This window comes from Paractinoplanes durhamensis, assembly GCF_016862175.1.
In the GTDB taxonomy this organism is placed as follows: Bacteria; Actinomycetota; Actinomycetes; order Mycobacteriales; family Micromonosporaceae; genus Actinoplanes; species Actinoplanes durhamensis.
This window is the reverse complement of sequence record NZ_BOML01000013.1, coordinates 103,540-128,132: the sequence shown is the minus strand read 5'-3', so window position 1 is coordinate 128,132 and position 24,593 is coordinate 103,540. Positions and strand designations below refer to the sequence as shown.

At 69.7% G+C, this 24,593-nt stretch carries 28 protein-coding genes and 1 pseudogene; 7 read left to right on the top strand and 22 right to left on the bottom strand.

What is annotated here, in order from left to right; all coding sequences use genetic code 11:
• Window positions 1–9 precede the first annotated feature (9 nt).
• The 4 genes from Adu01nite_RS07340 to Adu01nite_RS07325 are packed head-to-tail and all read right to left on the bottom strand — an operon-like array spanning window position 10 to window position 4,027.
• Entirely contained in the window at window positions 10–642 is a 633-nt protein-coding gene (locus Adu01nite_RS07340; protein WP_203725760.1) for a YesL family protein, read from the bottom strand.
• Window positions 642–2,195, bottom strand: coding sequence for a DUF3502 domain-containing protein (locus Adu01nite_RS07335; protein ID WP_203725759.1), 1,554 nt, complete (start codon window positions 2,193–2,195; stop codon window positions 642–644). Before Adu01nite_RS07335 ends, Adu01nite_RS07340 begins: the two co-directional genes overlap by 1 nt.
• Window positions 2,196–2,205: 10 nt before the next feature.
• The gene (locus Adu01nite_RS07330) at window positions 2,206–3,093 is read right to left on the bottom strand and encodes a carbohydrate ABC transporter permease (protein ID WP_203725758.1); all 888 of its coding nucleotides are present in this window, start codon (window positions 3,091–3,093) and stop codon (window positions 2,206–2,208) included.
• A complete protein-coding gene (locus Adu01nite_RS07325; protein WP_203725757.1) occupies window positions 3,080–4,027 on the bottom strand; it encodes an ABC transporter permease in 948 nt (315 codons plus the stop codon). Before Adu01nite_RS07325 ends, Adu01nite_RS07330 begins: the two co-directional genes overlap by 14 nt.
• 290 nt (window positions 4,028–4,317) lie before the next feature.
• Here Adu01nite_RS07325 and Adu01nite_RS07320 point away from each other — a divergent pair, with 290 nt between their 5' ends.
• Window positions 4,318–6,117, top strand: a complete 1,800-nt coding sequence (locus Adu01nite_RS07320; RefSeq protein ID WP_203725756.1) for a sensor histidine kinase — start codon at window positions 4,318–4,320, stop codon at window positions 6,115–6,117.
• A gap of 14 nt (window positions 6,118–6,131) precedes the next feature.
• Here Adu01nite_RS07320 and Adu01nite_RS07315 read toward each other — a convergent pair whose 3' ends face one another.
• Window positions 6,132–6,980 (bottom strand): carbohydrate-binding protein, encoded by an 849-nt coding sequence (locus Adu01nite_RS07315; RefSeq protein WP_203725755.1) that lies wholly within the window; start codon window positions 6,978–6,980, stop codon window positions 6,132–6,134.
• A gap of 166 nt (window positions 6,981–7,146) precedes the next feature.
• A complete protein-coding gene (locus Adu01nite_RS07310; RefSeq protein ID WP_239132208.1) occupies window positions 7,147–7,413 on the bottom strand; it encodes an EAL domain-containing protein in 267 nt (88 codons plus the stop codon).
• 41 nt (window positions 7,414–7,454) lie between these two features.
• On the opposite strand from Adu01nite_RS07310, the gene Adu01nite_RS07305 reads away from it, so the two are divergent.
• The gene (locus tag Adu01nite_RS07305) at window positions 7,455–7,649 is read left to right on the top strand and encodes a hypothetical protein (RefSeq protein WP_203725754.1); all 195 of its coding nucleotides are present in this window, start codon (window positions 7,455–7,457) and stop codon (window positions 7,647–7,649) included.
• 37 nt (window positions 7,650–7,686) lie between these two features.
• Here Adu01nite_RS07305 and Adu01nite_RS07300 read toward each other — a convergent pair whose 3' ends face one another.
• Window positions 7,687–8,310 (bottom strand): hypothetical protein, encoded by a 624-nt coding sequence (locus Adu01nite_RS07300; RefSeq protein WP_239132235.1) that lies wholly within the window; start codon window positions 8,308–8,310, stop codon window positions 7,687–7,689.
• A gap of 29 nt (window positions 8,311–8,339) precedes the next feature.
• Window positions 8,340–8,513 carry a hypothetical protein gene (locus Adu01nite_RS47625; RefSeq protein ID WP_239132207.1) on the bottom strand — a complete coding sequence of 58 codons (174 nt, stop codon included), beginning with the start codon at window positions 8,511–8,513 and terminating at the stop codon, window positions 8,340–8,342.
• Between the two features lie 154 nt (window positions 8,514–8,667).
• On the opposite strand from Adu01nite_RS47625, the gene Adu01nite_RS07295 reads away from it, so the two are divergent.
• Complete coding sequence (locus tag Adu01nite_RS07295) at window positions 8,668–9,501, top strand: COG4705 family protein (protein ID WP_239132206.1); 834 nt, start codon at window positions 8,668–8,670, stop codon at window positions 9,499–9,501.
• On the opposite strand, the gene Adu01nite_RS47620 is transcribed toward Adu01nite_RS07295, so the two are convergent.
• The 8 genes and pseudogenes from Adu01nite_RS47620 to Adu01nite_RS07260 all read right to left on the bottom strand — a co-directional run bounded on the left by Adu01nite_RS47620 (window position 9,492) and on the right by Adu01nite_RS07260 (window position 15,555).
• Window positions 9,492–9,920 (bottom strand): sensor histidine kinase, encoded by a 429-nt coding sequence (locus Adu01nite_RS47620; protein WP_239132205.1) that lies wholly within the window; start codon window positions 9,918–9,920, stop codon window positions 9,492–9,494. The two genes, Adu01nite_RS07295 and Adu01nite_RS47620, sit on opposite strands and share 10 nt — an antisense overlap.
• Complete coding sequence (locus tag Adu01nite_RS47615) at window positions 9,917–10,486, bottom strand: HAMP domain-containing protein (RefSeq protein WP_239132204.1); 570 nt, start codon at window positions 10,484–10,486, stop codon at window positions 9,917–9,919. Before Adu01nite_RS47615 ends, Adu01nite_RS47620 begins: the two co-directional genes overlap by 4 nt.
• Window positions 10,483–11,172, bottom strand: a pseudogene (locus Adu01nite_RS07285) (response regulator transcription factor). The gene Adu01nite_RS47615 and the pseudogene Adu01nite_RS07285 overlap by 4 nt, the downstream one beginning before the upstream one ends.
• Window positions 11,173–11,322: 150 nt before the next feature.
• Window positions 11,323–11,943, bottom strand: a complete 621-nt coding sequence (locus tag Adu01nite_RS07280; protein ID WP_203725752.1) for a DedA family protein — start codon at window positions 11,941–11,943, stop codon at window positions 11,323–11,325.
• 43 nt (window positions 11,944–11,986) lie between these two features.
• Window positions 11,987–13,171 carry an ABC transporter permease gene (locus Adu01nite_RS07275; protein WP_203725751.1) on the bottom strand — a complete coding sequence of 395 codons (1,185 nt, stop codon included), beginning with the start codon at window positions 13,169–13,171 and terminating at the stop codon, window positions 11,987–11,989.
• On the bottom strand, window positions 13,168–13,869 hold the full coding sequence (locus Adu01nite_RS07270; RefSeq protein ID WP_203725750.1) for an ABC transporter ATP-binding protein: 702 nt from the start codon (window positions 13,867–13,869) through the stop codon (window positions 13,168–13,170). Before Adu01nite_RS07270 ends, Adu01nite_RS07275 begins: the two co-directional genes overlap by 4 nt.
• Entirely contained in the window at window positions 13,866–14,930 is a 1,065-nt protein-coding gene (locus Adu01nite_RS07265) for a peptidoglycan-binding domain-containing protein (protein ID WP_203725749.1), read from the bottom strand. Before Adu01nite_RS07265 ends, Adu01nite_RS07270 begins: the two co-directional genes overlap by 4 nt.
• On the bottom strand, window positions 14,923–15,555 hold the full coding sequence (locus tag Adu01nite_RS07260; protein ID WP_203725748.1) for a hypothetical protein: 633 nt from the start codon (window positions 15,553–15,555) through the stop codon (window positions 14,923–14,925). Before Adu01nite_RS07260 ends, Adu01nite_RS07265 begins: the two co-directional genes overlap by 8 nt.
• A gap of 114 nt (window positions 15,556–15,669) precedes the next feature.
• Between Adu01nite_RS07260 and Adu01nite_RS07255 the strand changes: the two genes are divergently transcribed.
• Together Adu01nite_RS07255 and Adu01nite_RS07250 are read left to right on the top strand one after the other, a co-directional pair.
• On the top strand, window positions 15,670–16,317 hold the full coding sequence (locus Adu01nite_RS07255) for a response regulator transcription factor (RefSeq protein WP_203725747.1): 648 nt from the start codon (window positions 15,670–15,672) through the stop codon (window positions 16,315–16,317).
• On the top strand, window positions 16,314–17,468 hold the full coding sequence (locus Adu01nite_RS07250) for a sensor histidine kinase (RefSeq protein ID WP_203725746.1): 1,155 nt from the start codon (window positions 16,314–16,316) through the stop codon (window positions 17,466–17,468). The genes Adu01nite_RS07255 and Adu01nite_RS07250 overlap by 4 nt, the downstream gene beginning before the upstream one ends.
• A 2-nt stretch (window positions 17,469–17,470) precedes the next feature.
• Here the strand turns inward: Adu01nite_RS07250 and Adu01nite_RS07245 are convergent, their stop codons facing one another.
• From Adu01nite_RS07245 to Adu01nite_RS07225, 5 genes are all read right to left on the bottom strand, one after another.
• Window positions 17,471–17,836: a hypothetical protein gene (locus Adu01nite_RS07245; RefSeq protein WP_203725745.1), complete on the bottom strand. Its 366-nt coding sequence runs from the start codon at window positions 17,834–17,836 to the stop codon at window positions 17,471–17,473.
• Window positions 17,833–18,741: a lysylphosphatidylglycerol synthase transmembrane domain-containing protein gene (locus Adu01nite_RS07240; protein WP_203725744.1), complete on the bottom strand. Its 909-nt coding sequence runs from the start codon at window positions 18,739–18,741 to the stop codon at window positions 17,833–17,835. Before Adu01nite_RS07240 ends, Adu01nite_RS07245 begins: the two co-directional genes overlap by 4 nt.
• Before the next feature lie 604 nt (window positions 18,742–19,345).
• Window positions 19,346–20,314, bottom strand: a complete 969-nt coding sequence (locus Adu01nite_RS07235; protein WP_239132203.1) for a pectinesterase family protein — start codon at window positions 20,312–20,314, stop codon at window positions 19,346–19,348.
• Window positions 20,315–20,561: 247 nt separating this feature from the next.
• The gene (locus tag Adu01nite_RS07230; RefSeq protein WP_239132202.1) at window positions 20,562–21,350 is read right to left on the bottom strand and encodes a phosphatase PAP2 family protein; all 789 of its coding nucleotides are present in this window, start codon (window positions 21,348–21,350) and stop codon (window positions 20,562–20,564) included.
• 126 nt (window positions 21,351–21,476) lie between these two features.
• Entirely contained in the window at window positions 21,477–22,118 is a 642-nt protein-coding gene (locus tag Adu01nite_RS07225) for a DUF4760 domain-containing protein (protein ID WP_203725742.1), read from the bottom strand.
• A gap of 286 nt (window positions 22,119–22,404) precedes the next feature.
• Between Adu01nite_RS07225 and Adu01nite_RS07220 the strand changes: the two genes are divergently transcribed.
• The gene (locus Adu01nite_RS07220; RefSeq protein WP_203725741.1) at window positions 22,405–23,280 is read left to right on the top strand and encodes a ribokinase; all 876 of its coding nucleotides are present in this window, start codon (window positions 22,405–22,407) and stop codon (window positions 23,278–23,280) included.
• A gap of 385 nt (window positions 23,281–23,665) precedes the next feature.
• Window positions 23,666–23,854: a hypothetical protein gene (locus Adu01nite_RS07215; RefSeq protein ID WP_203725740.1), complete on the top strand. Its 189-nt coding sequence runs from the start codon at window positions 23,666–23,668 to the stop codon at window positions 23,852–23,854.
• Window positions 23,855–23,935: 81 nt separating this feature from the next.
• Here Adu01nite_RS07215 and Adu01nite_RS07210 read toward each other — a convergent pair whose 3' ends face one another.
• Window positions 23,936–24,532 carry a DUF6642 family protein gene (locus Adu01nite_RS07210; RefSeq protein ID WP_203725990.1) on the bottom strand — a complete coding sequence of 199 codons (597 nt, stop codon included), beginning with the start codon at window positions 24,530–24,532 and terminating at the stop codon, window positions 23,936–23,938.
• Window positions 24,533–24,593 lie beyond the last annotated feature (61 nt).

The following is a 24,593-nucleotide window of genomic DNA, read 5'->3' as shown; positions in this document are numbered from 1 at the left end:
GTCGAGAGGTCAGGACAGGGCTAGCTTGGGCGCGTAGGTGGCGAAGACCCCGGTCAGGACGATCCCGGCCAGGTAGGCGACGCCGGCGAAACCGAAGAGGAACCAGAGCAGTCCGAACACCACGACCTTCGGGTAGAAGACCGTGACGATGACCGGCAGGCCGATCACCATCAGCAGCGCCAGCGTCCCGAACGCGTGCCGCACCGACATCAGCCGTGCGTTGCGGAGCACGGTGCGCACGCCGTCGTCGAACGTGGCGAGGTAGGGGAACGCCCAGAGCGCGACGACGGTCAGGCGGAAGGCGATCAAGCCGCAGACGGCGTACAGGAGAAACTGCACGATGCCCGGAACGGCGAGGCCGCCGATGACCACCCACCAGGCGGTGAGCACCAGGCCGAGCCCGGCGACCACCAGCCCGAGGAGCGTGCCCGGCCGCAGGTCGCGGCGCAGGGCGCGGAGGTAGTCGCCGGTCACCGATTCGCTCTCGCCCCGCGCGATCCGCATCGCCGTCCCGCTCAGCGCCGTGAGGGTGGCGCCGAGCGTGACGAGCGGCAGCGAGGTGACGATGAACAACAGGTTCAGGATCATCAGATCGGCGAACCGGTTGAGGAAGCGGACGAGCGGGGAATCGAGAGCGAACATCACTTGGCCTTGTGGGTCTTGCTCCACTCGTCGACGTCGGCCTGAATGGACTTCAGGGCGTCCTCGAAGCCGGCGTCCTTGAGCTTCTTGCGCATCTCGGCGATGGTGGCGGCCGGGTCCTTGACCTTGCCGTACTGAAGCTGCGGGATGTATTCGGAGAAGACCCCGCCGATCGCCGTGAGGGTCGGGTCGATCTGGTCCTTCTTCACCCGCAGCGTCGAGAACGGATAGACCTTCGCGACCGCGTCGAGGCCCTTGTAGATGTCGGCCTTGTTCGGCGCGTCGGTCACCTTGGTCGGTTCGAACTCGTCCATCCGGCCGCCCCAGAAGTTGGAGTCGAGGGCGTCCTTGGAGATGTCCCAGCCCTTCGGGTGGTCGAGCTTGCCGTCCGCGGTCAGCACGTAGTCGGTGCCCTCGATACCGAAGTTCAGCAGGTCGTAGTCCGTCTTGTCGTTACGGATCAGGTCGTACACCTGGAGTGCTTTTTCGGGGTGTTTCGAGTTGGCCGAGACCGCCATCGCGCCGTGCGTCTTGATGTCGCGGTAGACGTTGCCGTTCTCCTGGCCCCAATAGAACATCTTCGGGTCGGAGCCGGGCTGCTTCTTCGTCATGGTGTCGACGACCTGCGTCACGAACGTCTGGGTGTGGTGCTGCTCGGTGCCGGACAGACCCGCGTACATCTCCTCGCGGGTGTTGCCGTCGTAGTTCAGCGCGTCCTCGCGCCAGACGCCGAGGTCGTTCCACTGCTTCGTCTGGGTGACCGCGGGCAGCAGTTGGTCGCTGCTGTAATACCAGGAGGTGACCTTCGGGGTGGCGCCGGAATTGTCGATCTGGAACGGGTAGTAGCTGCTCGTCGAGACCTCCTGCAGGGTGACCCAGTCGGTGTGCCCCTGCAGGTAGCCGGTGAGGGCGCCCTCGTTCTGCTTCGCGACGTCCCACGGGTACGCCTTGGGCTTGTTCTTCTTGACCCACTGGAAGTACTGGGTGAACTGCTCGAACTTGGTGATCGTCCCGTCCGGGATGCCGGCCGATTTCGCCCAGTCACCGCGGTAGAAGAAACCGTGGTTCGTCCACTGGGTGTAGTTGTCCTCGGGGATGAAGTAGATCTGCCCGTCGTCCAGCTTCGTGAGGTCCCAGTCGCCCTTCGCGTCGACCTGCGCCCACGTCTTCGGCGCTTCCTTCTTCAGCATGTCGGCGGAGAGCGGCAGGAACGCGCCCTTCTGGGCGTTCTCCCAGGCGAACAGCCAGTCGGTGGCGGTCGTGATGAGGTCCAAGCTGGTGTCGCCGGACAGCAGCGCGACGTTGTACTGCGTCTGCCAGTCGGCCCACTCGATGTAATGCGGTTCGAGCGTGGCGTTGGCCTGCTCGGTCAGGCGCGCGTTGAGCACCTTGAGCATCGCCTCGAGCCGGCCGTTGCTGGGCTTGTCGCCGAGCACCATCATACTGATCTTGGTGGGCTTGCCCGAGTCCTCCGAATCGGAACAGGCCGCGCTTCCCAAGCTCAGGGTCAATGCGGCGAACGCCGCGCCTATCCTGACTATCTTTTTATTCATCGGGCTCTCCTTAGCCTTTTACCGCGCCGACCGTGATGCCGCTGACGAAATAGCGCTGGACGAACGGGTAGAGCAGGACGATCGGGCCGGTCGCGACCACGGCGCTGGCCATCTTCAGCGTGTTGGTGGGGAGCTGGGTGACCGTGACGTTGTTGCCCGCCATCGAGCTCTTCAGCGCGTTCGCCGTGTTGATGACGTTGTAGAGGTAGTACTGGAGCGGTTTGAACTCGACGGTGCTGCCCAGATAGAGCGAGGACAGATACCACTCGTTCCAGTAGCCGAGCGCCAGGAACAGCCCGGTGGTGGCGAGCGCCGGCTTCATCATCGGGAGGATGAGCCGCAGGAAGATCCGGAAATCCCCGGCGCCGTCCACCTTTCCCGACTCGGTGATCTCGTTCGGCACCGACCGGACGAAGTTCTTCATGAGGATGATCAGCCACGGCGTCATGAGCAGTTGCAGGAACACCGCGAGGTAGTTGCCGCGCAGGCCGAGCTCGCGGGCGACCCACAGATAGGTGGGGGCCAGACCGGCCGAGAACAGCGTCGTGAAGTAGATGAAGAAGGAGATGCCGTTGCGGAGCGGGAAGTCCTTGCGCTGCAACGCGTAGCCGGTCATCGCGATGATGAGCAGGCCGATCGCGGTGCCGAAAACCGTCATCGTGATGGTGACGACGTAGGAGCCGATGAGCTGCCGCGGCGACTTGAAGATGAATTCGTAGGCGGTCAGCGAGAAACCTCGCGGCAGCAGGCCGAAGCCGTGCTCCATGATCTGCGATTCCTCGGAGACCGAGGCCGACACGATCAGCACGAAGGGCAGCAGGCAGAAGATCGTGAAGACGGTGACCACGAGGTAGGAGACGCCGCGCAGCGCGTAGTCGCTTTTGTCAGAAGAGCGCATAGTCCTCGTTCACCCTTCGAACGAGCCAGTTGCACAGCATGACCAGGGCGAAGCCGAACAGGGACTGGTAGAGCCCGACCGCCGTCGACGTCGTGAAGTTGTTCTGACTGATGATCATTCGATAGACGGAGGTCTCGATGATGTCGGTGGTGTCGTAGAGCGTGGCGTTGTTGCCGACCAGGTTCCAGAACAGCCCGAAGTTGCCCCGCATGATCCCGCCGAGCGAGAACAGCAGCAGGATGATGAAGGTGGGCTTGAGGCTCGGCAGGATGACGTACCGGGTCCGCTGCCAGGCCGAGGCCCCGTCGATCGCGGCCGCCTCGAACAGGGTGCTGTCGATGCTCAGGATGGCGGCGAAGTAGACGATCGAGCCGTAGCCGGTGCTCTGCCACAGGTGGAACAGGACGATGATGAACGGCCACAACCCGGCCTGCGAATAGATCTTGATCGGGTCGCCGCCGGTCCGCTCGATCAGCGCGTTGAGCGCCCCGGTGTCGTAGTTGAGCAGGTTGAACGCGATGACGCCGACCAGCACCACGGAGATGAAGTACGGCAGGAACATCACCGCCTGGCTGACCTTCTTGAAGTACTTCGAGCGGATCTCGTTGAGCATGATGGCCACCGCGATCTGGACGATGTTGCCCAGCACGATGAAGGCCACGTTGTAGAGGAGCGTGTTGCGGGTCAGCTTCCAGAGCTGCCCCGACTTGGCCAGGAACTCGAAGTTCCGCAGCCCGACGAACGGACTGCCGAAGATGCCGTCGTGGTAGTTGAAGTTGGTGAATGCGATCCACGAGCCCGGCAGCGGAGCGTAGGCGAATACCAAGAAGAACAAGATCGCCGGCAGGCACATGATGATCAACGTCTTGCTGTGCCCGATCCGCCGTAACCGGTCCCGCCCATCACCGGCCGGCCGGCTTTCGCCCGAGCGCACCCGCCTTGCATCCAGCTGTATTGCCAAGGCAGTCACCCTCCCGCCGCGTGTTTCATCGACCGTCGCGATTGTTAACGCGAGGTAAATTTCGCACAGCGTAGGGTTCGCCTACCCCTTCGTCAAGGGGTCTTAGGAAGTCTTCGCGGCTTCCGGAAACGCTATTCACAAGGTCAAGAAGAGGTCGTACCGTATTGCCGCTCCTCGATCACGACCGCCTTGTTGATCTTCAACCGCGCTGCTCTCGTGGGGCGAAATTCAGATCTTCGGCCGACCCTGCCGACTGGAGTGGTGTGAGACGACTGGCGGCGAAGCTGCGCGCCCGGCAAGCGCTGCTGCTCGCCGGGATGGTCGCGGTCATCGCGGTGACCGCTGCGTTCGGGGCCGCCGCGGCCCTGGCGGACGGTCAGCGTGACAACGCCGAGCTGCAACTGGCCCGGCGTAACGCGCTGGTGGTCGCGGCCGCGTCGGCCGAGATCGGCCGGTACGTCGACGCGGTCGGAGCCCTCGCGTCCGCGACCGGGGCGTTCGAAAATCTGACGGCGGCGAAGTTCGCCCAGGTCACGGCGCCGCTGGCGAGCCGGAGCCTGGCCGGCGCGACCTCGGTGGTCTTCCTGGTCCCGGCCGACGACGGCCAGGTCGCGGCAACCCAGGCTCATTGGCGCACCCGCGGCCTGCCCGGCCTGCGGCTTCAGCCCGCCGCCGCGGTCCCCGAGCACCTGTTCACCGTGTTCGGCCGCGCGCTGGACAACTCGACCGACGGGCGGCTGCTCGGGATCGACGTCGCGCAGGCCCCGGTACCCGTTCATGCGCTGCGGGAGGCTCGCCGCACCGGGCAGGTGACCATCTCCGACGCCTACCAGCTGCTCATCGACCGGAATCTGCCGGAAGCGCAGCGGCAGATGTCGTTCGTCCTCGCCGCTCCGGTCTACGCGACGTCCGCCGTCACCGGGGCGCGGACCCACAGCGGCTGGATCCTGATGGGGTTGCGGGGGCAGAAGTTCCTCGACGCCGCCCTGGCGCAGGTCTCCCAGGGGTTGCTCGACGTCACGCTGACCGCCGAGGACGCGGCGGGCCGCCCGGTCACCGTCGCCGCCGTGCGCTCCACCGACACCCGCCGCCGCGATCTGACCAGCGACGGCTCCATCACGGTCGCCGACCACCGGTGGCAACTGCACGTCGCGGCGCACGGCGCGGCGCTGCCCGGCGGCATCACCGGGCTGCCCGCGGTCGTCGCGGTCAGCGGCAGCCTGCTCGGGCTGCTGCTGGCGGGCCTGGTCTGGGTGCTGGCGACCGGCCGGGCCCGGGCCGAGGCGAAGGTGCGGACGGCGACCAGCGACCTGCGCGAGCGGGAGGCCGACCTGCGGGCCTTCGCCGCGGTCGCCGCGCACGACCTGCGCGCTCCGCTGTCGGTCGTCGCCGGGTACGCCGACCTGCTGGACGAGGGTCTCGCCGAGGGCGACGACGCGGCCACGCTGCGGCCCACCGCGGCCCGGATCATCAGCGGGGTCGACCGGATGTGCCGGCTGATCGACGACCTGCTCGCCTACGCCACCGCCCGCGACGGCAGCCTCAACCTCGAACCGGTGCCGTTGCGCAGGCTGGTCGACGAGGTCGTCACCGACCGCATCGCACACCTGCCGCCACCGCTGCCGGACATCACCACCGCGAGCTTGCCGACGGTACTGGTCGACCGGGCCATGGTGCGGCAACTGCTGGACAACCTGATCGGCAACGCCCTCAAATACACCCACCCGGGCCGGCCGGCCTGCATCATCATCTCCGGCCATCCGCAACCGGACGGCCGGGTCCGGATCGACGTCGCCGACCGCGGCATCGGCATCCCCCCGGACGACCGGCCCCGCGTGTTCACGTCCTTCCACCGGGTGGCGCAGCATGCCGACGGATACCCCGGCACCGGCCTGGGGCTGGCGATCTGCCATCGCGTCGTCGAACGGCACGGCGGCGACATCGCGGCCACCGACAACCCCGGCGGCGGCACCGTCATCTCGTTCACCCTGCCGCTGATGGGCGCCGCACCGGTGGCCACCCGCCGCATCCGCCCCGCGCCGCTGACCACCGAGCTCCACTGACCCTCAGCGGCAGGTCAATGCTGGAAACGGAACCAGTCGATGTTGCCGAATTCCTCGGTCTGCCTGCTCGAGAACGTCAGGTAGACGGTGTGCACGCCGGTCGTCGGCCGAATCTTCATGGAGTACGTGGTGAACGTGAACCAGTCGGCATTGTTGGGAATCGTCATCCGGCCGATCGGTGCACCGGAACGGTTGTCCAGATGCACCTCGACCTCACCGGTCCCATTGTTCGCGGCCCAGTTGGAGGCGCTGATCAACAGGGTGTTCGCAGGGACATCGGTGAACCCGACGCTGTCGTAGCGCACCCAATCGCCGGTGGTGATGAATCCGATATGCGATCCCGGGCCGCTCTCGTCGGCCTCCACCTTGATGCCGTTCTGCTCGTCGAAATCCTCGGCCTGAACGATGCGGTAGGCGGTCGCGTTCGGCGGGGGCGGAGCCGGCGGCGGGGCCGGCGACGTCCGGCGCGGGCTCGACGAGCGCGCCGCCGGAACTGCTGCCTGTCCGGTCACCGGCAGAAAAGACGACGGGGCCACGCTCGGCGGGGACGAGGGTTGCTCGCGGAGGGGACCGCTGGGCCAGCTGGGCAGGATCTCGGTTGCCGGCCGCGCCGCCGGCTCGAGCCCGGTGGCCGGCTCCCGCATCAGGGCCAGGACCACGACCATCGTGGCCACGGAGAACACCGCAATCAGAACGCCGATCCAGTTGCGCCGAAGCGTTACGGCTTGGTGGGAGCTCCGACCGGCCGGCGGAGGTGGCCGGTCATCCGGCAACTCCCGCGGCATCGACGGCGGGTCCGGCACTTCCGCATTAGTCCTGAACACATAGGGCCGGACCCGCGAAGGGCGCTGGCTCTCGTCCACCGCTGTCTATCCCTCTCGATGGAACGCATATTCAAGTTGGCGGCATCCCTGCGATGACGCGCTGCTGATCCTAAAGGGAGCCTGCGCCCATGGCGACATCCGGTTGGTAAAAATTTTCACGAACAGCGTTTGACGGCCATCGATGGCGGTCGGACCACTCGGGTGCTCAATGCGGCCTGGGCGCCGGCGGCGTCGAGGGGCGGTGGAAGTGGTAGCCCTGGCCGAAATTGCAGCCCAGGTCGAGCAGCACCTCGGCGTCCTCGGCGGTCTCGATGCCCTTGGCCACCACCGCCATCCGGAACGCCATGCCCAGCCGGATGATCGCCTCGACCACCGTGCGGGCCTGGGCGTCCTGGGCGATCCCGGTGACGAACGACCGGCCGATCTTCAGCATGTCGACCGGGAGCTGCCGTAGGTAGCTCAGCGCCGGCAACCCGCGGGCCGGATGGTTCCAGCGGATCGAAGGACACCGCGGTGACCGGCGACGAGCTCGCCAAGGTGACCGCGGTGATGACCGCGAAGGACTCGTCGGTCACGGTGTCGAGCGTGCGCAAGGACCCGGACGGTTCCTACGACGTGCTCGGCACCAAGGCCGGCGCGAACGTCATGTACGACGTGAGTGCCGACCTCACCACCTTCACCCAGAACACCCGGACCGGGGGCAAATGAAAAACGCCGGACGCCGGCGGCATCGCGGACGGAGCGATCAGACGCCGTCGTACCGGTTGAGGGTCGTCATGAGGGCGGTCAGGCCGGCCGCGCAGTCGGCCTTGGTCGGGTTGCTCGCGCGCAGCGCGGTGAGCACGGTGTCGATCTCGCCGTCGAGCTGGTGCCACTTGGCCGAGTCGCGCGGTTTCAGGCCGGCCTCGGCGTCGTCCCAGCTGACCTCGAGATCCTTCGCCCGGGTCTTGCCGGCGGCCAGGTCGTTGTGGGCGACCATCGCCTGCAGGTCGCCGGTGATGACGGCGAACCTGCTCAGGTTGCCGAGCCGGGTGGTGGGGTTGATCTGTTCGGTGGCCGTGGTGCCGCCCCCGGCGGCCGCCCCGGTGGTCGTGATCGTGACCTGGTCCATGGCCTGGGTGCTCGCGGTGTTCGTGTGCGTCGCGCCGATGAGCCCGCCGGTGATCGCGATGACCGCGGCGCCGGCCGCGGCCCAGGTGAAGTCGGCCCGGCGGCCGCCGTGCGGTCCGTCGCCTTTGCTCGCCACCCCGTGCCGATCGGCCAGGATCTGTTCCCGGGCGACCAGGGCCAGGATGACGCCGAAGAACAGCAGGCTGGTCGTGCTGGCGCCGAGGTCGAGGCCGCCGAAGTCCTTCGACTGGGTGAGCAGGTCGCCCAGCGAGGCGCCGAGCGGCCGGGTCAGGACGTACGCGATCCAGAAGGGCCGAGGCCCACGTTCACGGTCAGATAGTCGGCGAACGTCTCGCCGACCGTCGTCGACAGCACCTTGATGACCCAGAAGGTGGCGGTGATCGCCGGCACCTTGGTCAGCCATCCGCGGGTCCGCGGAACGGTATCGCCGTAGTACTGCATCGTTTCTCCTGTCGGGCAGGGAGCCAGGTTCGCCGACCACGATCGCGAGTTGTTCCTGAAAGCCCGCTGAAAAGCCGGCCGCTAACCGATCGGCCGTTCCGGCGTTCTACCTCATGAGCATCACCTACATTGTGTAGGAGATATGAGGGAATCGATGATGAAGAAACTTCCGGAAATCACACTTGCCTTCTGGGTCATGAAGATCGCGGCGACCACCCTGGGCGAAACGGCCGGCGACCTGTTCGCGCAGACCCTGAAGCTCGGCTATTTTCTGACGACCATCGCGCTGTTCGCGCTATTCGTCGGCACCCTTGTCGTCCAATTGCGCTCGGAGCGCTATCACCCGTTCCACTACTGGACGGTGATCCTGTCGACGAGCATGGCGGGCACCACCATCGCCGACTTCATGAACCGCGATGCCAGCGAGAAATACCTGGCCGCGGGCGCGACGTCGCTCGGCTGGGGACCGCAGGGGCTCGGGCTCGGCTACCCGGCCGGAGCGGCGATCCTGATCAGCCTCCTGCTCGTGATCTTCGCGGTGTGGAAGGCGAGCGGACTTCCGTTCGCGATCGGGGAAATCAATACGTTCCGCGGTGAGGCCCTGTTCTGGTCCGCGATCCTGGTGTCCAACACCCTGGGTACGTCGATGGGCGATTTCCTGTCCGACAGTTCCGGTCTCGGCTACGCCGGCGGCGCCCTTCTGGTGACCGCGCTCCTCGGTGTTCTGCTGGCCCTGAAATACGTTCCGGCGGTATCGAACGTGTTGTTGTTCTGGTTCGCATTCGTGCTGACCCGGCCGCTCGGCGCGACCGCCGGCGACTTTCTCACGAAGCCGTCGGCAAAGGGTGGACTCGCGCTCGGCACGCTCGGATCGTCAATCGTCCTGCTCGGAGTGTTGTTCGCCCTGATGGCCTACGCCCACGCCAAGGAACGGCGAAACCGCGTCGCCATGCTGGAGCCGGTAGCTCTCGGCGGGCGTCATCGGTAGGTCCGCGGCAGCCGGATCGTGACGACGGTTCCGCCGGGGCGGTGGGGTTCGGCGGTGACGCTGCCGCCGTGCTGGCGTGCGGTCTGCGCCACGATGGCCAGGCCGAGTCCGGAGCCGGGCATCGAGCGCGCGGCGGTCGCGCGGTAGAAGCGTTCGAAGACGTGCGGCCGGTCGGCCTCGTCGATGCCCGGGCCGTCGTCGGCGACGCTGAGCGTGCAGCTTCCGCTTTCGTCGTCGGCGAGAAGCTTGATGTGTACGGTCGTGCCCGGCGGACTGAACTTGGCCGCGTTGTCCAGCACGTTGACGATCATGCGTTCCAGTTCGCCGGGCCGCCCGTGCACGGCACCGGGCGCGAGGTCGGCGTCGAAGGTCAGGCCGGGCGCCCGCATCCGGACCCGGGCGACGGCCGCCCGGGTCACCTCGGCCAGGTCGACCTCCTCCGGTGCTTCCCGGGTCGCCTCGGTGCGGGCCAGCTCGACCAGCTCGGTGGTGAGGCCGGCCAGTTCGCGGATCTGCGCGTCCAGGTCGGCGAGGAGCTTCTCGCGCTCCTCGGGCGCTGCGCCTGCCGGGCCGCACCGATGGCTTCGAGGAGCGTGTTGACCGAGGTGCCCAGCCGGGCGATCTCGTCGGTGCCCTCGACCTTCAGCGGCCGGTCGAGGTCCATCGTGACGGCCACGTTCTCCACCGCGCCGGTGAGGTCCTGCACCGGGGCCAGCCCGGACCGCGCCACCAGCCGGCCGAGCAGGGCCGCGCCGCCGGTGCCGAGCACGCAGCCGGCCGCGGACAGCCACTGGTCGGGCTGGGCGGCGATCGCCGCGGCATCCGCGGTCAGCTGGGACTGGGTCTGGTGCTGCTGGATCTCGCCGACCGCCAGCCAGGCCGCGACCGACAGCGTCACCAGCGCGGCCGACACCGCCGCCGTGACCAGCAGCGCCAGGCGGCCGTGCAGGGTCCGGCGGCGCCACCAGCGGGCGATCCGGGTCACCAGGGTTCCTCGCGCAGCACGAAGCCGACACCGCGGACGGTGTGCAGCAGCCGCGTCTCGCCCTCGGCCTCTAGTTTGCGGCGCAGGTAGCCGAGGTACACCGCGATGCTGTTGGAGTCCTCGCCGAAGTCGTAGCCCCAGACCTGCTCGAACAGCACGGTCCGGGTGAGCACCTGCTTCGGGTGGCGCAGGAACGTCTCCAGGATGTCGAACTCGGTGCGGGTCAGCCGCAGCGGCCGGGTGCCGCGCCACACCTCGCGGGTGCTCGGATCCAGGCGCAGGTCGGCGTAGGTGAGGTGCTCCGGCGCGGGCGGCGGGGTGGTGATGAGCGAGCGGCGCAGCAGGGCTCGCAGCCGGGCCAGGAGCTCCTGCAGGGCGAACGGTTTGGCCAGGTAGTCGTCGGCCCCGGCGTCGAGGCCGGCGACCCGGTCGCCGACGTCGTCGCGGGCGGTGAGCATCAGCACCGGCACGAGAACCCCGTCGGCGCGCAGCCGGCGGCAGGTCTCCAGGCCGTCGAGCACCGGCATGCTGACGTCGAGGATCACCGCGTCGGGCTCGCTGCCGCGGACGGCGTCGAGTGCCGCCTACCCGTCGGCCGCGGTGTCGACCTCGTGCCCCTCGAAGCGCAGCGTGCGCGCGAGGGAGTCACGAACGGCCGAGTCGTCGTCGACCACCAGAACTCGCATGAACCCAGCCTCTCCTACGTCCCTGAGGCGGTGGCCCCGAGTGGGTAAGAGATGGATAAGGAACCTCGGTGGCGGCCGGCACCTCGGACTTCTCGATCAGCAACAAGGGCTCCAAAATCACCGAGTTCTATGTGTCGGTGGCGCGCTAGGTCACGCCCCGGCGGATTGACGTGCGCGGAGACGGGCACGGAGGAGTTCCGCGGCGATCGGGAGCACCGAGACCACCACGATGCCGAGGAGGATGACCTCGATGTGGTTGCGGACGAAGGCGACCTGGCCCAGGAAGTAGCCGAGCGTGGTGACGCCGCCGACCCACAGCGCCCCGCCGATCGCGTTGTAGAGGACGAAGGTGCGGTAGTGCATGCCGGCGGCGCCGGCCACGATCGGGGTGAACGTGCGCACGATCGGGACGAACCGGGCGAGCACGATCGACCGGGGGCCGTACCGGTCGAAGAAGGCCTGTGCCCGGGTGAGGTTCTCCTGCTTGAACAGGCGGGAGTCGGGCCGGCGGAACAGGGCCGGCCCGAACCGGCGCCCGAACGCGTAGCCGACCTGGTCGCCGGCGATCGCGGCGGCCGCACCCAGCAGGCACAGCAGCCACAGCGGCAGGTGCAGCAGGGTCCCGCCGGCGACCAGCAGGCCGGCCGTGAACAGCAGCGAGTCGCCGGGCAGGAAGAAACCGATCAGCAGGCCGGACTCGACGAAGATGATGGCGAGGATGCCGATCACCCCGAACGTCGAGATCAGGTGCTGCGGGTCAAGAACGCTCATGAACGGAAAGGTAGATTTCCGGCCCTGAAGATTCGTTGAAAGGTCACAGCGTGCGCAGCGCCTCGACCGGGGCGAGCCGGGCGGCCCGGACCGCCGGGTAGAGCCCGGCCAGCGCGCCGACGACCAGGGCGGCGCCGAGACCGGCGGCGAGCGCCGCGGGCGGGATCGCGACCGGATTGCCGCCGAGCCGGGCGGCGACCACCGTGGCGAGGACGCCGAGCACGACGCCGAGCAGGCCGCCGGCCGCGGCCAGCAGGGTGGACTCCAGCATGAACTGGCCGGCGATGTGCCGGCGGCGGGCGCCGAGCGCGCGGCGCAGACCGATCTCGCCGCGCCGTTCCAGCACCGAGATCACCATGATGTTGGCGATGCCGACACCCGCGATGAGCAGCGCGATGCCGCCGAGGCCGAGGAACAGCCCGACGAACGCACCCTTGGCCGCGATCCGGGCGACCAGCAGGTCGGACGGCCGGCGCACCTGGACCTCGCCCTGCCCGCCGGGGACGGTCGTGGCGGTGAGCACCGACGCCACGGCCGCCACCTGGTCCGGGTCGGCCCGCAGGTAGATGCGGCTCGGGCCGGCGGTGCGCCCGAACACGTCGGCCGCCTGCCCGAAGCTGATCAGCGCGGCCAGGTCGACCTCGGGGGCGACCGCGACCGGCGCGAGCACCCCGGCGACGGTGAACCAGTGGCTGCCGAGGAGGATCTGGGTCGGCGTCCGCAGCGAGCCGATGCCGAGGATCTTCGCGGCCTCGAACCCGAGCACGGTGACCGGATAGTGCTCGGCGGTGGCGTCGAGATAGTGGCCGAGCAGCACGGTCGCCGACAGGGTGGCCGGCAGCGACGGCTCGGCGGCCAGGATGTTCATGCCGCCGGTCTGCACCTCGGGGATGGCCCGGCTGCGGCGCACGGCGACGTTCTCCAGGGTGCCGACCGCGGTGACGGTCCGCACCGGCGGGATCCGGGCGATCATCGGCTCGGCGGACAGCGGCAGCGGCACGCCGCGGCCGTTGACCGACTCCCCGGACGCGACGGTCAGCAGGTTGCCCTGCTCACCGAGCTGGGCGATCAGGTCGGCCTTGGCGGATTGCGCGATGCCCAGCACCGCGACGACGGCGGCGACGGCGATCGCGATGCCGAGGGCGGTCAGCGCCGACCGGGCCCGGCGGGTCCGCAGACCGACGGTGGCCAGGGCGATCGCGTCGGCCGGGCGCAGCCCGGCGCTCACCGGGACACCTCGCCGGTGTCGACGCTGGTGTCGCTGACGATCCGGCCGTCGCGCAGGTGCACCTGCCGCCGCATCGCCGCCGCCACCTCGGTGTTGTGCGTGATCAGCACGACCGTGGTGGCGTCGCCGGCGAGGCCGGACAGCAGCGTGGTGATCTCCGCGCCGGTGGCCGAGTCGAGGTTGCCGGTCGGCTCGTCGGCGAGCAGGACCGCGGGCCGGCCGGCGATCGCCCGGGCGATCGCGACCCGCTGCCGCTCCCCGCCGGACAGCTGGCCGGCCCGGTGCCCGATCCGGCCGGCCAGCCCCACCTCGTACAGGGCCTCGACGGCCCGCTCCCGCCGGACCCGCGGCGGCACACCCCGGTAGATCAGGCCGGTGGCCACGTTGTCCAGCACGCTCAACCGGTCGAGCAGGAAGAACTGCTGGAAGACGAAGCCGAGCCGGGTCGCGCGGACCTCGGACAGCGCGGCGTCGGACAGCGCCGACACCTCGGCGCCGGCGACCCGGACCGTGCCGCTGGTCGGCCGTTCGAGGGTGCCGAGGATGCTCAGCAGGGTGGACTTGCCGGCGCCGGACGCGCCGGTGATGGCCACCGTCTCGCCGGCGCCGACGACGAGGTCGATGCCGTCCAGCGCGGTGACCGCGGTCGGCGGCGGGTAGACCTTGCGGACCGCGGACAGTTCCAGGACACCGTTCATGCGGCCGGCACCTCCACGGTCGCGCCCTCCCGGAGGTCGCCCCGGACCTCGACCAGCGTGTCGGCGAACAGGCCCGGCTCGACGCCGACCAGCCGCCGGCCGCCGTCGAGCAGATAGAGGCCGTAGCCGCCGCCGGCCAGCGCGACCAGGGCGGTGATCGGCACGGCCAGCACATTCGCGGCCGAGGCGGTCGCCACCTGCACCTCGACCGGTGCCTGGTCGAGACCGGCGGCGGCGATCTGCCGGCCGAGCGTGACGGTGGCCGGCACCGACGGCAGCTGGTTGCCGCGGCCGAGGTCGGTCTCGGTGGGTGCGGTGGCCACGGTGGACAGTTCGGTCACCCGTCCCGGCACGGTCTCGCCGCCGGGCATCGTGACGGTGACGGCGTCGTGCAGGTGGACGAGGTGGGTGTCGGTGACCGGGATGGCCAGCAAGACCACGACCGTCGTCGACGTCCCGGACACCACCGCGTCGCCCGGGGTCCGGCCGCCGGCCTTCACCGCGAGGTCGGCGACCCGCAGCCGGCCCGGCTGGAACACCACCGACCCGAGCTCCAGCCGCCCCGTGACCGGCTGGTGGGTGGCGCGCTGCCAGCGGCGCACGGCCGCGTAGGTGGCGCCGGTGAACCGCCCGTCGACGGTGAGGTTCGCGGTGGTCGCGTGGCCGAGCGCGACGAGGTTGGTCTCCAGCAGGCGCACGTCCGGCCCGGCGGTGATGCCGGGGGAGAGGGTGCGCCAGGCCGGCCGGTTGCCGTAGAGCAGCCGGACCGGCTGGTCGTCGACGGCGAACAGCGCCTGTCCGCGACTGATCACCTGGCCCGGGCGGGGCAGCCAGGTCACGATGCCGGGCGTGCCCAGCCAGTACACGTCGTACGCGCCGGTGTAGCCGAGGGTCCCGGGGATCTTCGCGGTGGCCGACAGGTCGGTGCGGGTGACGGTGGTCGTGCCGGTCGGCACGACGGCCGCCGCCGGCGGCACCGGATCGCCCCGCAGCCACCAGCCGGTGCCGGCGGTCGCGGCCACCGCGACCGCCGCCCCGCTGAGCACGGCCCGCCTACGCATTGCCCAGATTCCCGAGGCTGGACGCCGCCGCTTCCTCGTCCAGCACCGCCTGGCAGGCCTCCGCGGCGCGCCGCAGGGTCGGGTTCTGCTTCCCGCCCGGCGGTATCGAGGTGGGGTCCATGCCGAAGCCCTTGCCGGGCGCGAACCGGCTGTCGGCGGTCGGATCCTTGAAGTTCGGCAGGCCGTGCGCGCGCATGCACTGGGCCGATTTCACCCCGGCCTGAATCAGCTTCGGCGGTGGCGGCCCCTGGTCGCGGATGGCGAAGCCGGCCGCCTGGATGAGGTCGTGACAGGTGGTCTGGATCGCCTCCATCTGCGGCCCCTCGATCGGCCGGAAGGCCACCTCGTCGGTGTAGACGTAGCCGTCCGCGGTCAGCACCGGGTCCTGATAGTTGGGCACCCCGTGCTCGCGGATGCACTGCGCGGCGGCGTGCAGCTTGGCCCGGCGCCCCGCACCGCTGTCGCCGGCGACAGCGTTGGGATTGTCGTCGCCCCCGGTCGTTGCGGTGGTGCTGGCGCCGCTTCCCGGCAAGCGCGGCACCGACGAGGTGGGCGGATCGCCGCTGCATGCGGCGAGAGCGAACAGGACGATGGCGGCCGTCGCGGCCGCCGGGAGATGTTTCACCGTGAGCCCCCGTTCCGAATGGGATGGACGCCACAGGTCTAGCGGCTGGGCGATGACATCAGCGCTACGCGCCGTGTTCGACGGATGTCACGCCGGCGGGGGCACAATGTCGGCATGCGCGTGCTGGTGGTCGAGGACCACGTCACGTTGGCCGCCCGGATCGGCGAAGGGCTGCGCGACGCCGGGATGGCGGTCGACGTCGTGCACGACGGGGCGGCCGCGCTGACCGCCGCGGCCGGGACCGCCTACGACGTGATCGTGCTCGACCGGGATCTGCCGGTGGTGCACGGCGACCACGTGTGCCGGAGCCTGTCGGCCGGGGCACCCGCCCGGATCCTGCTGCTGACCGCGGCGACGTCGGTCGACGACCGGGTCGGCGGCCTGGAGCTGGGCGCCGACGACTATCTCGGCAAGCCGTTCGCGTTTGTCGAGCTCGTCGCCCGGATCCGCGCGCTGTCCCGGCGTACCCCCTCAACTCCGCCGGTGATCCGCCACCGTGACCTGACCGTGGACCGCGCCCGGCACCGGGCCGATCGCGCCGGGCAGGCGCTGTCGCTGACCCGCAAGGAATTCGGCGTGCTGGAGATGCTGATCGCGGCCGAAGGCGGCGTGGTCAGCGCCGAGGACCTGCTCGAGCACGTGTGGGACGCCAACGCCGATCCGTTCAGCAACGTCGTCTCGGTGACCCTGACCCGGCTGCGGCGCAAGCTCGGGCCGCCGCCGCTGATCGAGACGGTCATCGGACGGGGGTACCGGATGTGACCGTGCGGATCCGGCTCACCCTGCTCTACTGCGGGTTGTTCGCGGTGTGCGGCGCGATCCTGGTGGCGATCACCTACGGACTGGTCGCCACGAATCTGCCGCAGTCCACGTCGAAGGGTACGGTGCCGGCCGACTTCGTGGAGAGTTGCGAACGGGCGTCGGCCGACTCCGACCCGGCGCTGCTGTCCAAGTGCAAGGCGGCCTACCAGGAAGGCGTCATGACCGGCGCGAACACCCAGCGCGAGGCCATCCTCGACCGCCTGCTGTGGTATTCGCTCGGCACTCTCGCGGTGGTGACGCTCCTGGCGGTGGTGGCCGGCTGGCTGGTCGCCGGCCGGGTGCTGCGGCCGGTGCACCGGATCACCGAGGCGGCCCGCAACGCCTCCGAGGAAAATCTGTCCGCCCGGCTGGCGCTGCCCGGCCCGCGCGACGAGCTGCGGGAGCTGGCCGACACGTTCGACGACATGCTCGGCCGGCTGGAGGCCTCGTTCGACAGCCGGCGCCGGTTCATCGCCAACGCCGGCCACGAGCTGCGCACCCCGCTGACCGTCATGCGGGCCGCCGTCGACGTGGTGCTGGCCAAGCCCGAGCCGACCCCCGCGGAACTGGTCGGCATGGGCCGCGACGTGCGCACCGCCGTCGGCCAGGCCCAGTCGCTGATCGACGCGCTGCTCACCCTCGCCCGCACCGATCAGGGCGGGTTCGGCCAGGAGCCGGTCGACCTGGCCACGGTGACCGAGGACGCGATCGACGCCGGTGCCGCCGAGAGCGGTGCGGCCCGCCTGCACGCCGCGCTGGCGCCCGCCCCGACCGGCGGCGATCCGATCCTGCTCGAACGGCTCGCCGCCAACCTCATCGACAACGCGCTGCGCTACAACGTGCCCGACGGCGACGTCTGGGTCAGCACCGGCGTCGACGACACGCACGTCGTGCTGACGGTGGCCAACACCGGCCCGCCGATCGCCGCCGGCGACGCCGGCGGCCTGTTCGAGCCGTTCCGCCGCCTGCAGGAACGCACCGGCGACGGCGGCTTCGGGCTCGGGCTGGCGATCGTCGCCTCGATCGCGGCCGCGCACGGCGGCAGCGCGACCGCCGGCGCCCGCCCCGGCGGCGGGCTGACCGTGATCGTCCGGCTGCCGGCCCAGCGGTAGCTTCAGCGCCTGTTCAGCTCCGTGGTCGCGGGCGGATCGGCCTGGCCCGGCACCTCGGCGGTGCCGGCCGCCGACGCCGGCAAGCTCGTCGCCACCTTCAACTCCGTCTTCAAGATGCAGGACACCGCGGGCGGCTTCGCTCTCGGCGGGCGGTCCTCGCGGCCGCTCGCCGACATTCTGGCCATCGCCGGCGGGTTCCTGCTGCGGCCGGTGGCCGGTGCACTCGCCGCCCGGGTGCCGATGTCCAGCTGGTTCCTGCTCACCTGTTCGTCTCCGACCGGTTCCTGCTCGGCGCCGGTTTCACCTGGGCGGCCATGGCCAGCTCGGCCATCTACCTGGGCTGACTCAGGGATACGTCCGTCGTTCATGCGTTCTCCTTGATGGTCGAGTGATTGCGCAGGCCGGCCCAGCAGGCGGCGCCCACCGGGAGCAGCGCCCAGCAGGACATGAGGCGGTAGGTCAGGACACCGGCCGCCGCCGCGGCGGCCGGCGCGTGGCCGGTGGTGGTCATCGCGAGGATCAGGCCGGCCTCGATCACGCCGAGCCCGCCGGCGGTGGCCGGGATCTGCCGGGCCAGCTGGGCACCCAGATAGGCGGCGCCGACCACCGGCACCGGGACCGACAGGCCGACCGCGTGCAGACAGGCCAGCAGGCAGAGCAGGTCGCAGAGCCAGTTCACGGTGGCGAGGGCCAGCACGACCAGCCATCGCCGGGCCGGGATCATCGCGGCCAGCACGGCGGTCTCGTGGATGGTCCGCCGCAGCCCCGATGTGGTGTCCGCCGGCGGCGAGCTGCGCCGGATCCGCCGCACCACCAGCACCAGCAGGGCCGGGACGAGAACCGTGATGGCGGCCGCGACGAGCGTCCCGGCCCGGACCACGGCGTCCCCGGCGTAGAGCACGGCGAGGCCGGAGAACGAGGCGACGCCGCAGAGCACGGTGACCGTCCCGGCGACCGAGCGACTCGCGCCCCGGGACCGGAACTGCCGGAAGCCGTACGCGGCCGCGACCGCCGACCCACCCGGCAACCCGGTGGCCATCGCCGACCGGGCGAACGTCACCGCGACGGAGGTCCGGGCCGGCATCGCCACCCCGAACGCACCCAGCAACCGGCGCTCCTGCTCGGCGAACGCCACCATCGACAGGACCTGCAGCACCACGGCCGCGACCAGCCAGCCCAGGCTCGCCTGGCGCAGCACGGCCCACGTCGAGGCGGCGTCCGGCAGATGGCCGTGCAGCTCGTACACCGCGAGACACCCGGCCAGGGCAAGCACCGGAAGCTTCCACCAGCCCCGGCGGCGGGCGGCGCGATCCGCCTGGTCAGCGTGTTCGGCACCCTCGTCGCCGACAACGTGATCGAGATCTTCGCCGTCTCGCCGGACACGACCACCGTGGCCTTCGCCGTTCTGCTCGCCGTGACCCTGACGGCCTGGTTCCTGACCGAGCGAACCGTGTCGATCAGCACGGTCGACACCGGCCGCCGGGCGGCGTTCTCCTGGCTCGCCGTCCTGTTCACCTTCGAACTCGGATCGGCTGCCGGACATGCGGGCGACGAGGCGCTCACCCCCGGCTACGCGGGCACCGCGATTCTTGTTCGGGTTCTGATCATTGCCGTGCGGTCCGTGCATCACTTCACCGGGAGCGGCTCGGCGATCGCTTTCTGGGTCGCCTACGTTGTCGCGCGCCCCGTCGGCGGGTTCCTCGGCGACCTCGGCGGCCTCTGGTTCGGCACGGCCCTGACCAGCCTGTTCGGGCTCGCCGCGATCTCCCTCGTCGTGTTTTACCTGACGGTCAGCCGGCGTGACGAACCATCCCTGGCCAATGCGGCGAGCAAGGTTTGGGCCCCGCCCACCGTTCCCGGCGGGCGGGGCCTGTTCGTCAGCCGATCGGGTTCCAGCCGTCCGACCCGGCCAGGTACTTCTGCGGGGTGTAGTTGGCCGCGGTCGAGTCGCTCATCTGCGGGCGGTTGCTGTTGGTGGTCGCGCCCGAGCCGGTGTTCTTGTACTCGAAGAAGCGGGCGTTCTTCCACGAGTTGCTGGACATGTCGATCCACGGCTGCGAGGTCGCGATGGTGGCGCTGAGCGAGGACTCGCGGAACAGCACCTGCGCGGTCGCACCCCACGGGCGGCCGAGCTGGGTGGTGTTGTTGGTCGCGCCGGTGATCGTGCTCTTGTAGATCAGGAAGCCGTAGGTGTTGCCCGACGGCGTCCGGGCTGCCGTCAGCGGGCCGCCGGTGGAGCGCTTCTCGTAGATCGACGTGGCGTTGAAGACCGCGGTGGCGTCGCCGAAGATGAAGTCGACGGTGCCCTCGACGTACGAGTTGGCGATGTATTGCCGTTGGGTGTTGGCCAGCAGGGTGTCCTGGTTGCCGAGGAACCGGACGTTCTTGTAGATGCCCTTGTCGCCGTTCATGTTGATCGCGACGGCCTGGCTGCCGGTGCCGTAGTCGTTGGAGAAGGTCAGGTTGGTCGCGACGAACTCCTTCGCGTTGACCGTCACCGTTGCGCTACCGAAGGTGCCGTAACCGCCGGCGTTGCTGCGGTTGTTGACGATCACCACATTGCTCGGCCCGGAGCCGGTGCCGTTCAGCGTGATGTACGGCTTGTTCGACGGGACGACGACGATCTCCCGGTAGGTGCCGGCCTTGATGTTGATGGTGGCCCGGCTGGCGTTGTTGGCGGCGACCGCGTTGACCGCGGCCTGCACGGTCTTGTACTGGCCGGTGCCGTCGGCGGCGACGGTCAGGGTGGTGGCGGCCGCGGAGGACAGAGCGGTCACGCCGACGACGGCGGCGGTGCCGCCGACGACCACGGCGAGCGCGGCCGACCATTTCACGATTCTGGGCACGGTAGATCTCCTCGTTCGTGCTTCGTGCGGAAGCGGGTAGGCGCCGTACCGCCGTCGCATCGCGCCGGCCGATGCTCCGCGACGGTGGATCACGGGGCACGGCCGAACGGCGGTATCGGCAGGCCGGCACCGGTCGGGGAGAACCACCCTCAACGACGTCGAGGTGCCGGTCGAGCACCCAAAACCTACGACCCGCGCACGGACCAGGTCAATCGATGCAAATAAATGCAAGTCCGGCGTACGCCGCTCAGCGCTGCCCGGCCAGGACCAGCGGCCGCTCGACCTCCTCCGGTGGCAGCGCTTCCACCCGGCCGGCCCGCCGCACTGCCCCGACGATCACCCAGCACAGCGAGGTCAGGGCGGCCCCGGCGATCGCGTCGACGAGGTAGTGGTTCGCGGTGCACAGCACGGTGATCACCATGGCCACCGGCAGGGTGACCGCGATCAGCCGCAGCAGCACGTGCCGGGACGCGGCCGCGATGGCCAGCCCCATGACCAGGTCCCAGCCGACGTGCAGGCTCGGCATGGCGGCGTACTGGTTGGTGAACATGGCCGGCTGCAACACCCGGTAGGCATGCGCCCCGGCGGTGACGGTGTCGGCCATGCCGAGACCGGCCAGCCGCGGCGGCGCCACCGGAAACGTGGCGAAGATGACCAGACCGATCCCGCCGGACAGCAGCATCGTGTCCCGGGCCCGCAGATAGACGGCGGGATGCCGCCGCGCCAGCCAGATCAGCGTCACCGCGATGACCGGCCAATGACCCCAGATGTAGATGTCGTTCAGCACCGTACGCAGGAACGGCATGCTCATCACCGAGGCCTGCCACCCAGGCTCGCGAAAGAGCCCGAGCGCGCGTTCGACATCGACCACCAGATGCGCGTTACGCACCGCCTCGACAGTGGCCGCCTGGGTGGCCCCCCGAACCAAGAAATACGCCGCGACGGCCGCCATCATGACCGCCACCTGCGGCAGCAGCCGCACCCGCTCGACCGTGTCCACCTGCGGCCGCAGCCGCGTCCCCCCGTTGACCACCATGCATCGAGCCTGGTCGTTCACCACCTCCAGGCCATCCGGCATCAACTCCGACGTCACCCTGAATTCCGCGACCACAAACCCCGTAAGGGCCTCTGCCGGTCGCGACCGGGCGAAGACCGGCGAACGTCAGGCGTTCCGCTGCCGGAAGCGGACCGGCAGGCGGCGCCGGCGGGCCGGCGCCGGAGCCCGATCCACGGCCGCCTGGTCGAATTCGGCAGCGAACTCCGCCGACCGGCTGCCGATCTGCTCGAGCCCCAATTCCCGGTGCAGTCCCGGCAGGTCGGCGTCCCCGGCGACCGCCGCGAGATGCTCGAAATAGGCCATGTACGTGGACTTCCTGATCTCCCGCTCGCGAAGGATGTAGGGCTCCAGAATCTTCCAGCACCGGCGCACCCGATAGTGCGTGGAACTGATCAGCAGCGCCTGATCGATCGCTCCGAGCTTCGACATGATCCCGAGGCTGGAGTAGTACAGCCCCATCCGCGTGGCGTGTTTCCACGCATCGACCGGCAGCCCGTCGACGCCGCGCTCGGGCGAATGGTCGTCGGCAAGATGCCGCACCACATAGGCCTCACTCTCCAGGAACTGCTCACTGCGGCATTCCTGGGTGAGAAGCTCGATGGCCACGAGCGTGTTGTTCGATTCCTGCGACGCATGCACCTGCTGATGGGCCGCCCGAACCTGCCGCAACCCGATGAGCAACGAGGCGCCAAGCGCGGCCGCAGAGATGACGATCGCCGTGAAGTTCAGCAGGATGGCCGCGTCCATTCCGATCTCCACATCGAGTCATGAACCACATCGCCCCTGGCTCAACGTTACGAGTAACCGGCAATGCCGCCACCAGGCGTTACGCTGCGATCAGCGGACAAATGAAGGAGGCGCCGGCATGAGCCGCATCGCCAACGCAGGCCCAGGCGGCGCCGATCCGGTGGCGGCGAGCGCATGAGCCGCATCGTCCAGGCCGGCCGGGGCGGCGTCGCTCTCGTGGCGGTGAACGCATGAGCCGCATCGTCCGGGCCGGTCGAGGCGGCGTCGCTCTCGGTGCGGTGAGCGCATGAGTCGCGTCGTCGTGGTCGGCTCGGTCAACGTTGACCTGGTGGCGGCCGGCGGTCGCATGCCCCGGCCGGGGGAGACCGTCGCGATGGCCCGCTTCGCGGAGACCCACGGCGGCAAGGGTGGCAATCAGGCATCCGCCGCCGCGGCGCTGGGCGCCGAAACCCACCTGGTGGGCGCGGTAGGCGACGACGACCGAGGCCGTGCGGCCCGCCAGGACCTGCAAGACCGGGGTGTACGCGTGGAAGCACTGAACACCGCCGAAGCCCCCACCGGAGTGGCGATCATCCTGGTCGACGACGAAGGCGAGAATTCGATCGCCATCGTGGCCGGCGCCAACGCCACGATCTCCCCGGAGGAGGTGACGGAGGCGCTGGCCGCCATCGAGGGCGACGCGGTGGTGGTCGCCTGCCTGGAGATCCCGATCCCGGCGATCATGGCAGCCGCCGCGACGGCCCGCGACCGCGGCTGGCCGATGATCCTCAACCCCGCCCCGGCCGTGCCGCTGCCGGCGTCGTTGATCGCACTGTGCACGGTCCTGACCCCCAACGAGAGCGAGTTGTCCCTGCTGGGCGGCGCCGACGCCCTGCTGGCGGCGGGCGCCGGCGCGGTGGTGGTCACCCAGGGCGGCGCCGGTTCCGCAATCCATTCCGTACGCGGTGAGCAACACGTCCCCGCCTACCCGGCCAAGGTCGTGGACACGACCGGAGCCGGCGACACGTTCACCGCCGCCCTGGCCGTAGCCCTCGCCGAGGGCAACCCGCTCCCGGAAGCCGTCCGTTTCGCCGCCGCCGCAGGCGCCCTGTCCACCGAGGGCTTCGGAGCCCGAGGCGCCCTCCCGTCCACCGCCGACGTCCACCGCCGCCTCAGCGGGTAGATCCGCTCAGCGGGTAGATCCGCCCGCACCCCGGGCTGACGCGGAGGCCTCAAGTTCCCGGCACCAGTGGCCCCGTGGCCGTCGACGGCGGTCGAGCCGACCGCTGCTGCCTGCTCAATTGACTGCAGTTGACTGCTGATTCGTCATGTTGACTGCATCAATATTGAGGTCCATATGACCGCGATACATGTTGAAGTCATGTTGACGCTCAACCCGATCAGCATCGACGTCCGGCGATGCGGCCGGGCCGAGCCCTCCACGGACGACGGAAAAATATGGTCATTCAGGGGTTGGCGGGCCCTTGACCACGCAGGTAGTTGTAGGCGCTTGACGTAGTGATGGGACCAGGGACGGTCCCTTTCGCTCAAACGGGGAGGACGCTCAAGTGCAGGATCTGGCGGATGTATCAACCGGCGGCGAGATGGCCGGCAACCAATCGACGCCACGGTGCCTGCACTGCGCCGACCCGCTGGTCCTCGACGACCTGTGGGGCTGGGTGCACGACAGCGGCGAGTACCTGTGCCGCGACCGCGAGAGCGGCGAGCTCCTCTGCCAGCCCGCCACCTTGATCTGACACCAACCGAAAGAAGCCGTCCCGGCCCACCGGCCAGGACGGCATCTTCGTGCCCAAGCGCTGTCGCCCGGCGGGCGGCCGTCAGCCCTTCGTGGGGGTGGGGCGCCAGGTGCGGCCGTCGGCGTAGACGATGCGGAAACCGAGCGAGTATGCGAGGGCTGCCCACCTCGCTGAGCCGAAGCGTTGCTCGGCCGAGTCGACTCGGGCTCCGTTGGCCAGGACGTCCAGCAGGACGGTCTCGAACGCTGCGGACTCGACCCAGTCGACCGCCCTGGTGTAGCCGCAGACCAGGGCGGCGCCGGTGGTGGTCAGGAACTCCTGCAGGGCGGCCTTCGAGGAGCGCATCGCGGAGCAGGCCCCGAAGTACAGGCGTTTGCCCTCGCATTTGCCGGCCAGCTGGTCGGCCACGTGCGCCAGGTCGACGCTGCGCCGGTCGGTCAGCCAGAACTTGCCCGGGTCGCCGTGCATGGCGAAGAACCCGACGTGGTAGTCGCTGTACTGCTTCAGGGACCACCGGCTCAGGTAGTAGTCGAGCTCCTCGGGGGTGGCCACATCCCGGTGGATGTAGCGCACCAGCCGCAGCCGTTCGAGCAGCTCCAGGGTCGGCAGCACCGAGCCACGCCGTTCCAGGTCACGGTCCCACTGGCCCTCGACGCAGAACACCCCTCCGCGAACCAACTCAGCCCTCGTCATAGGGGTCGTAGGGCGGCTCGTCGTCCGGCGGCTCCTCATCGGTGAA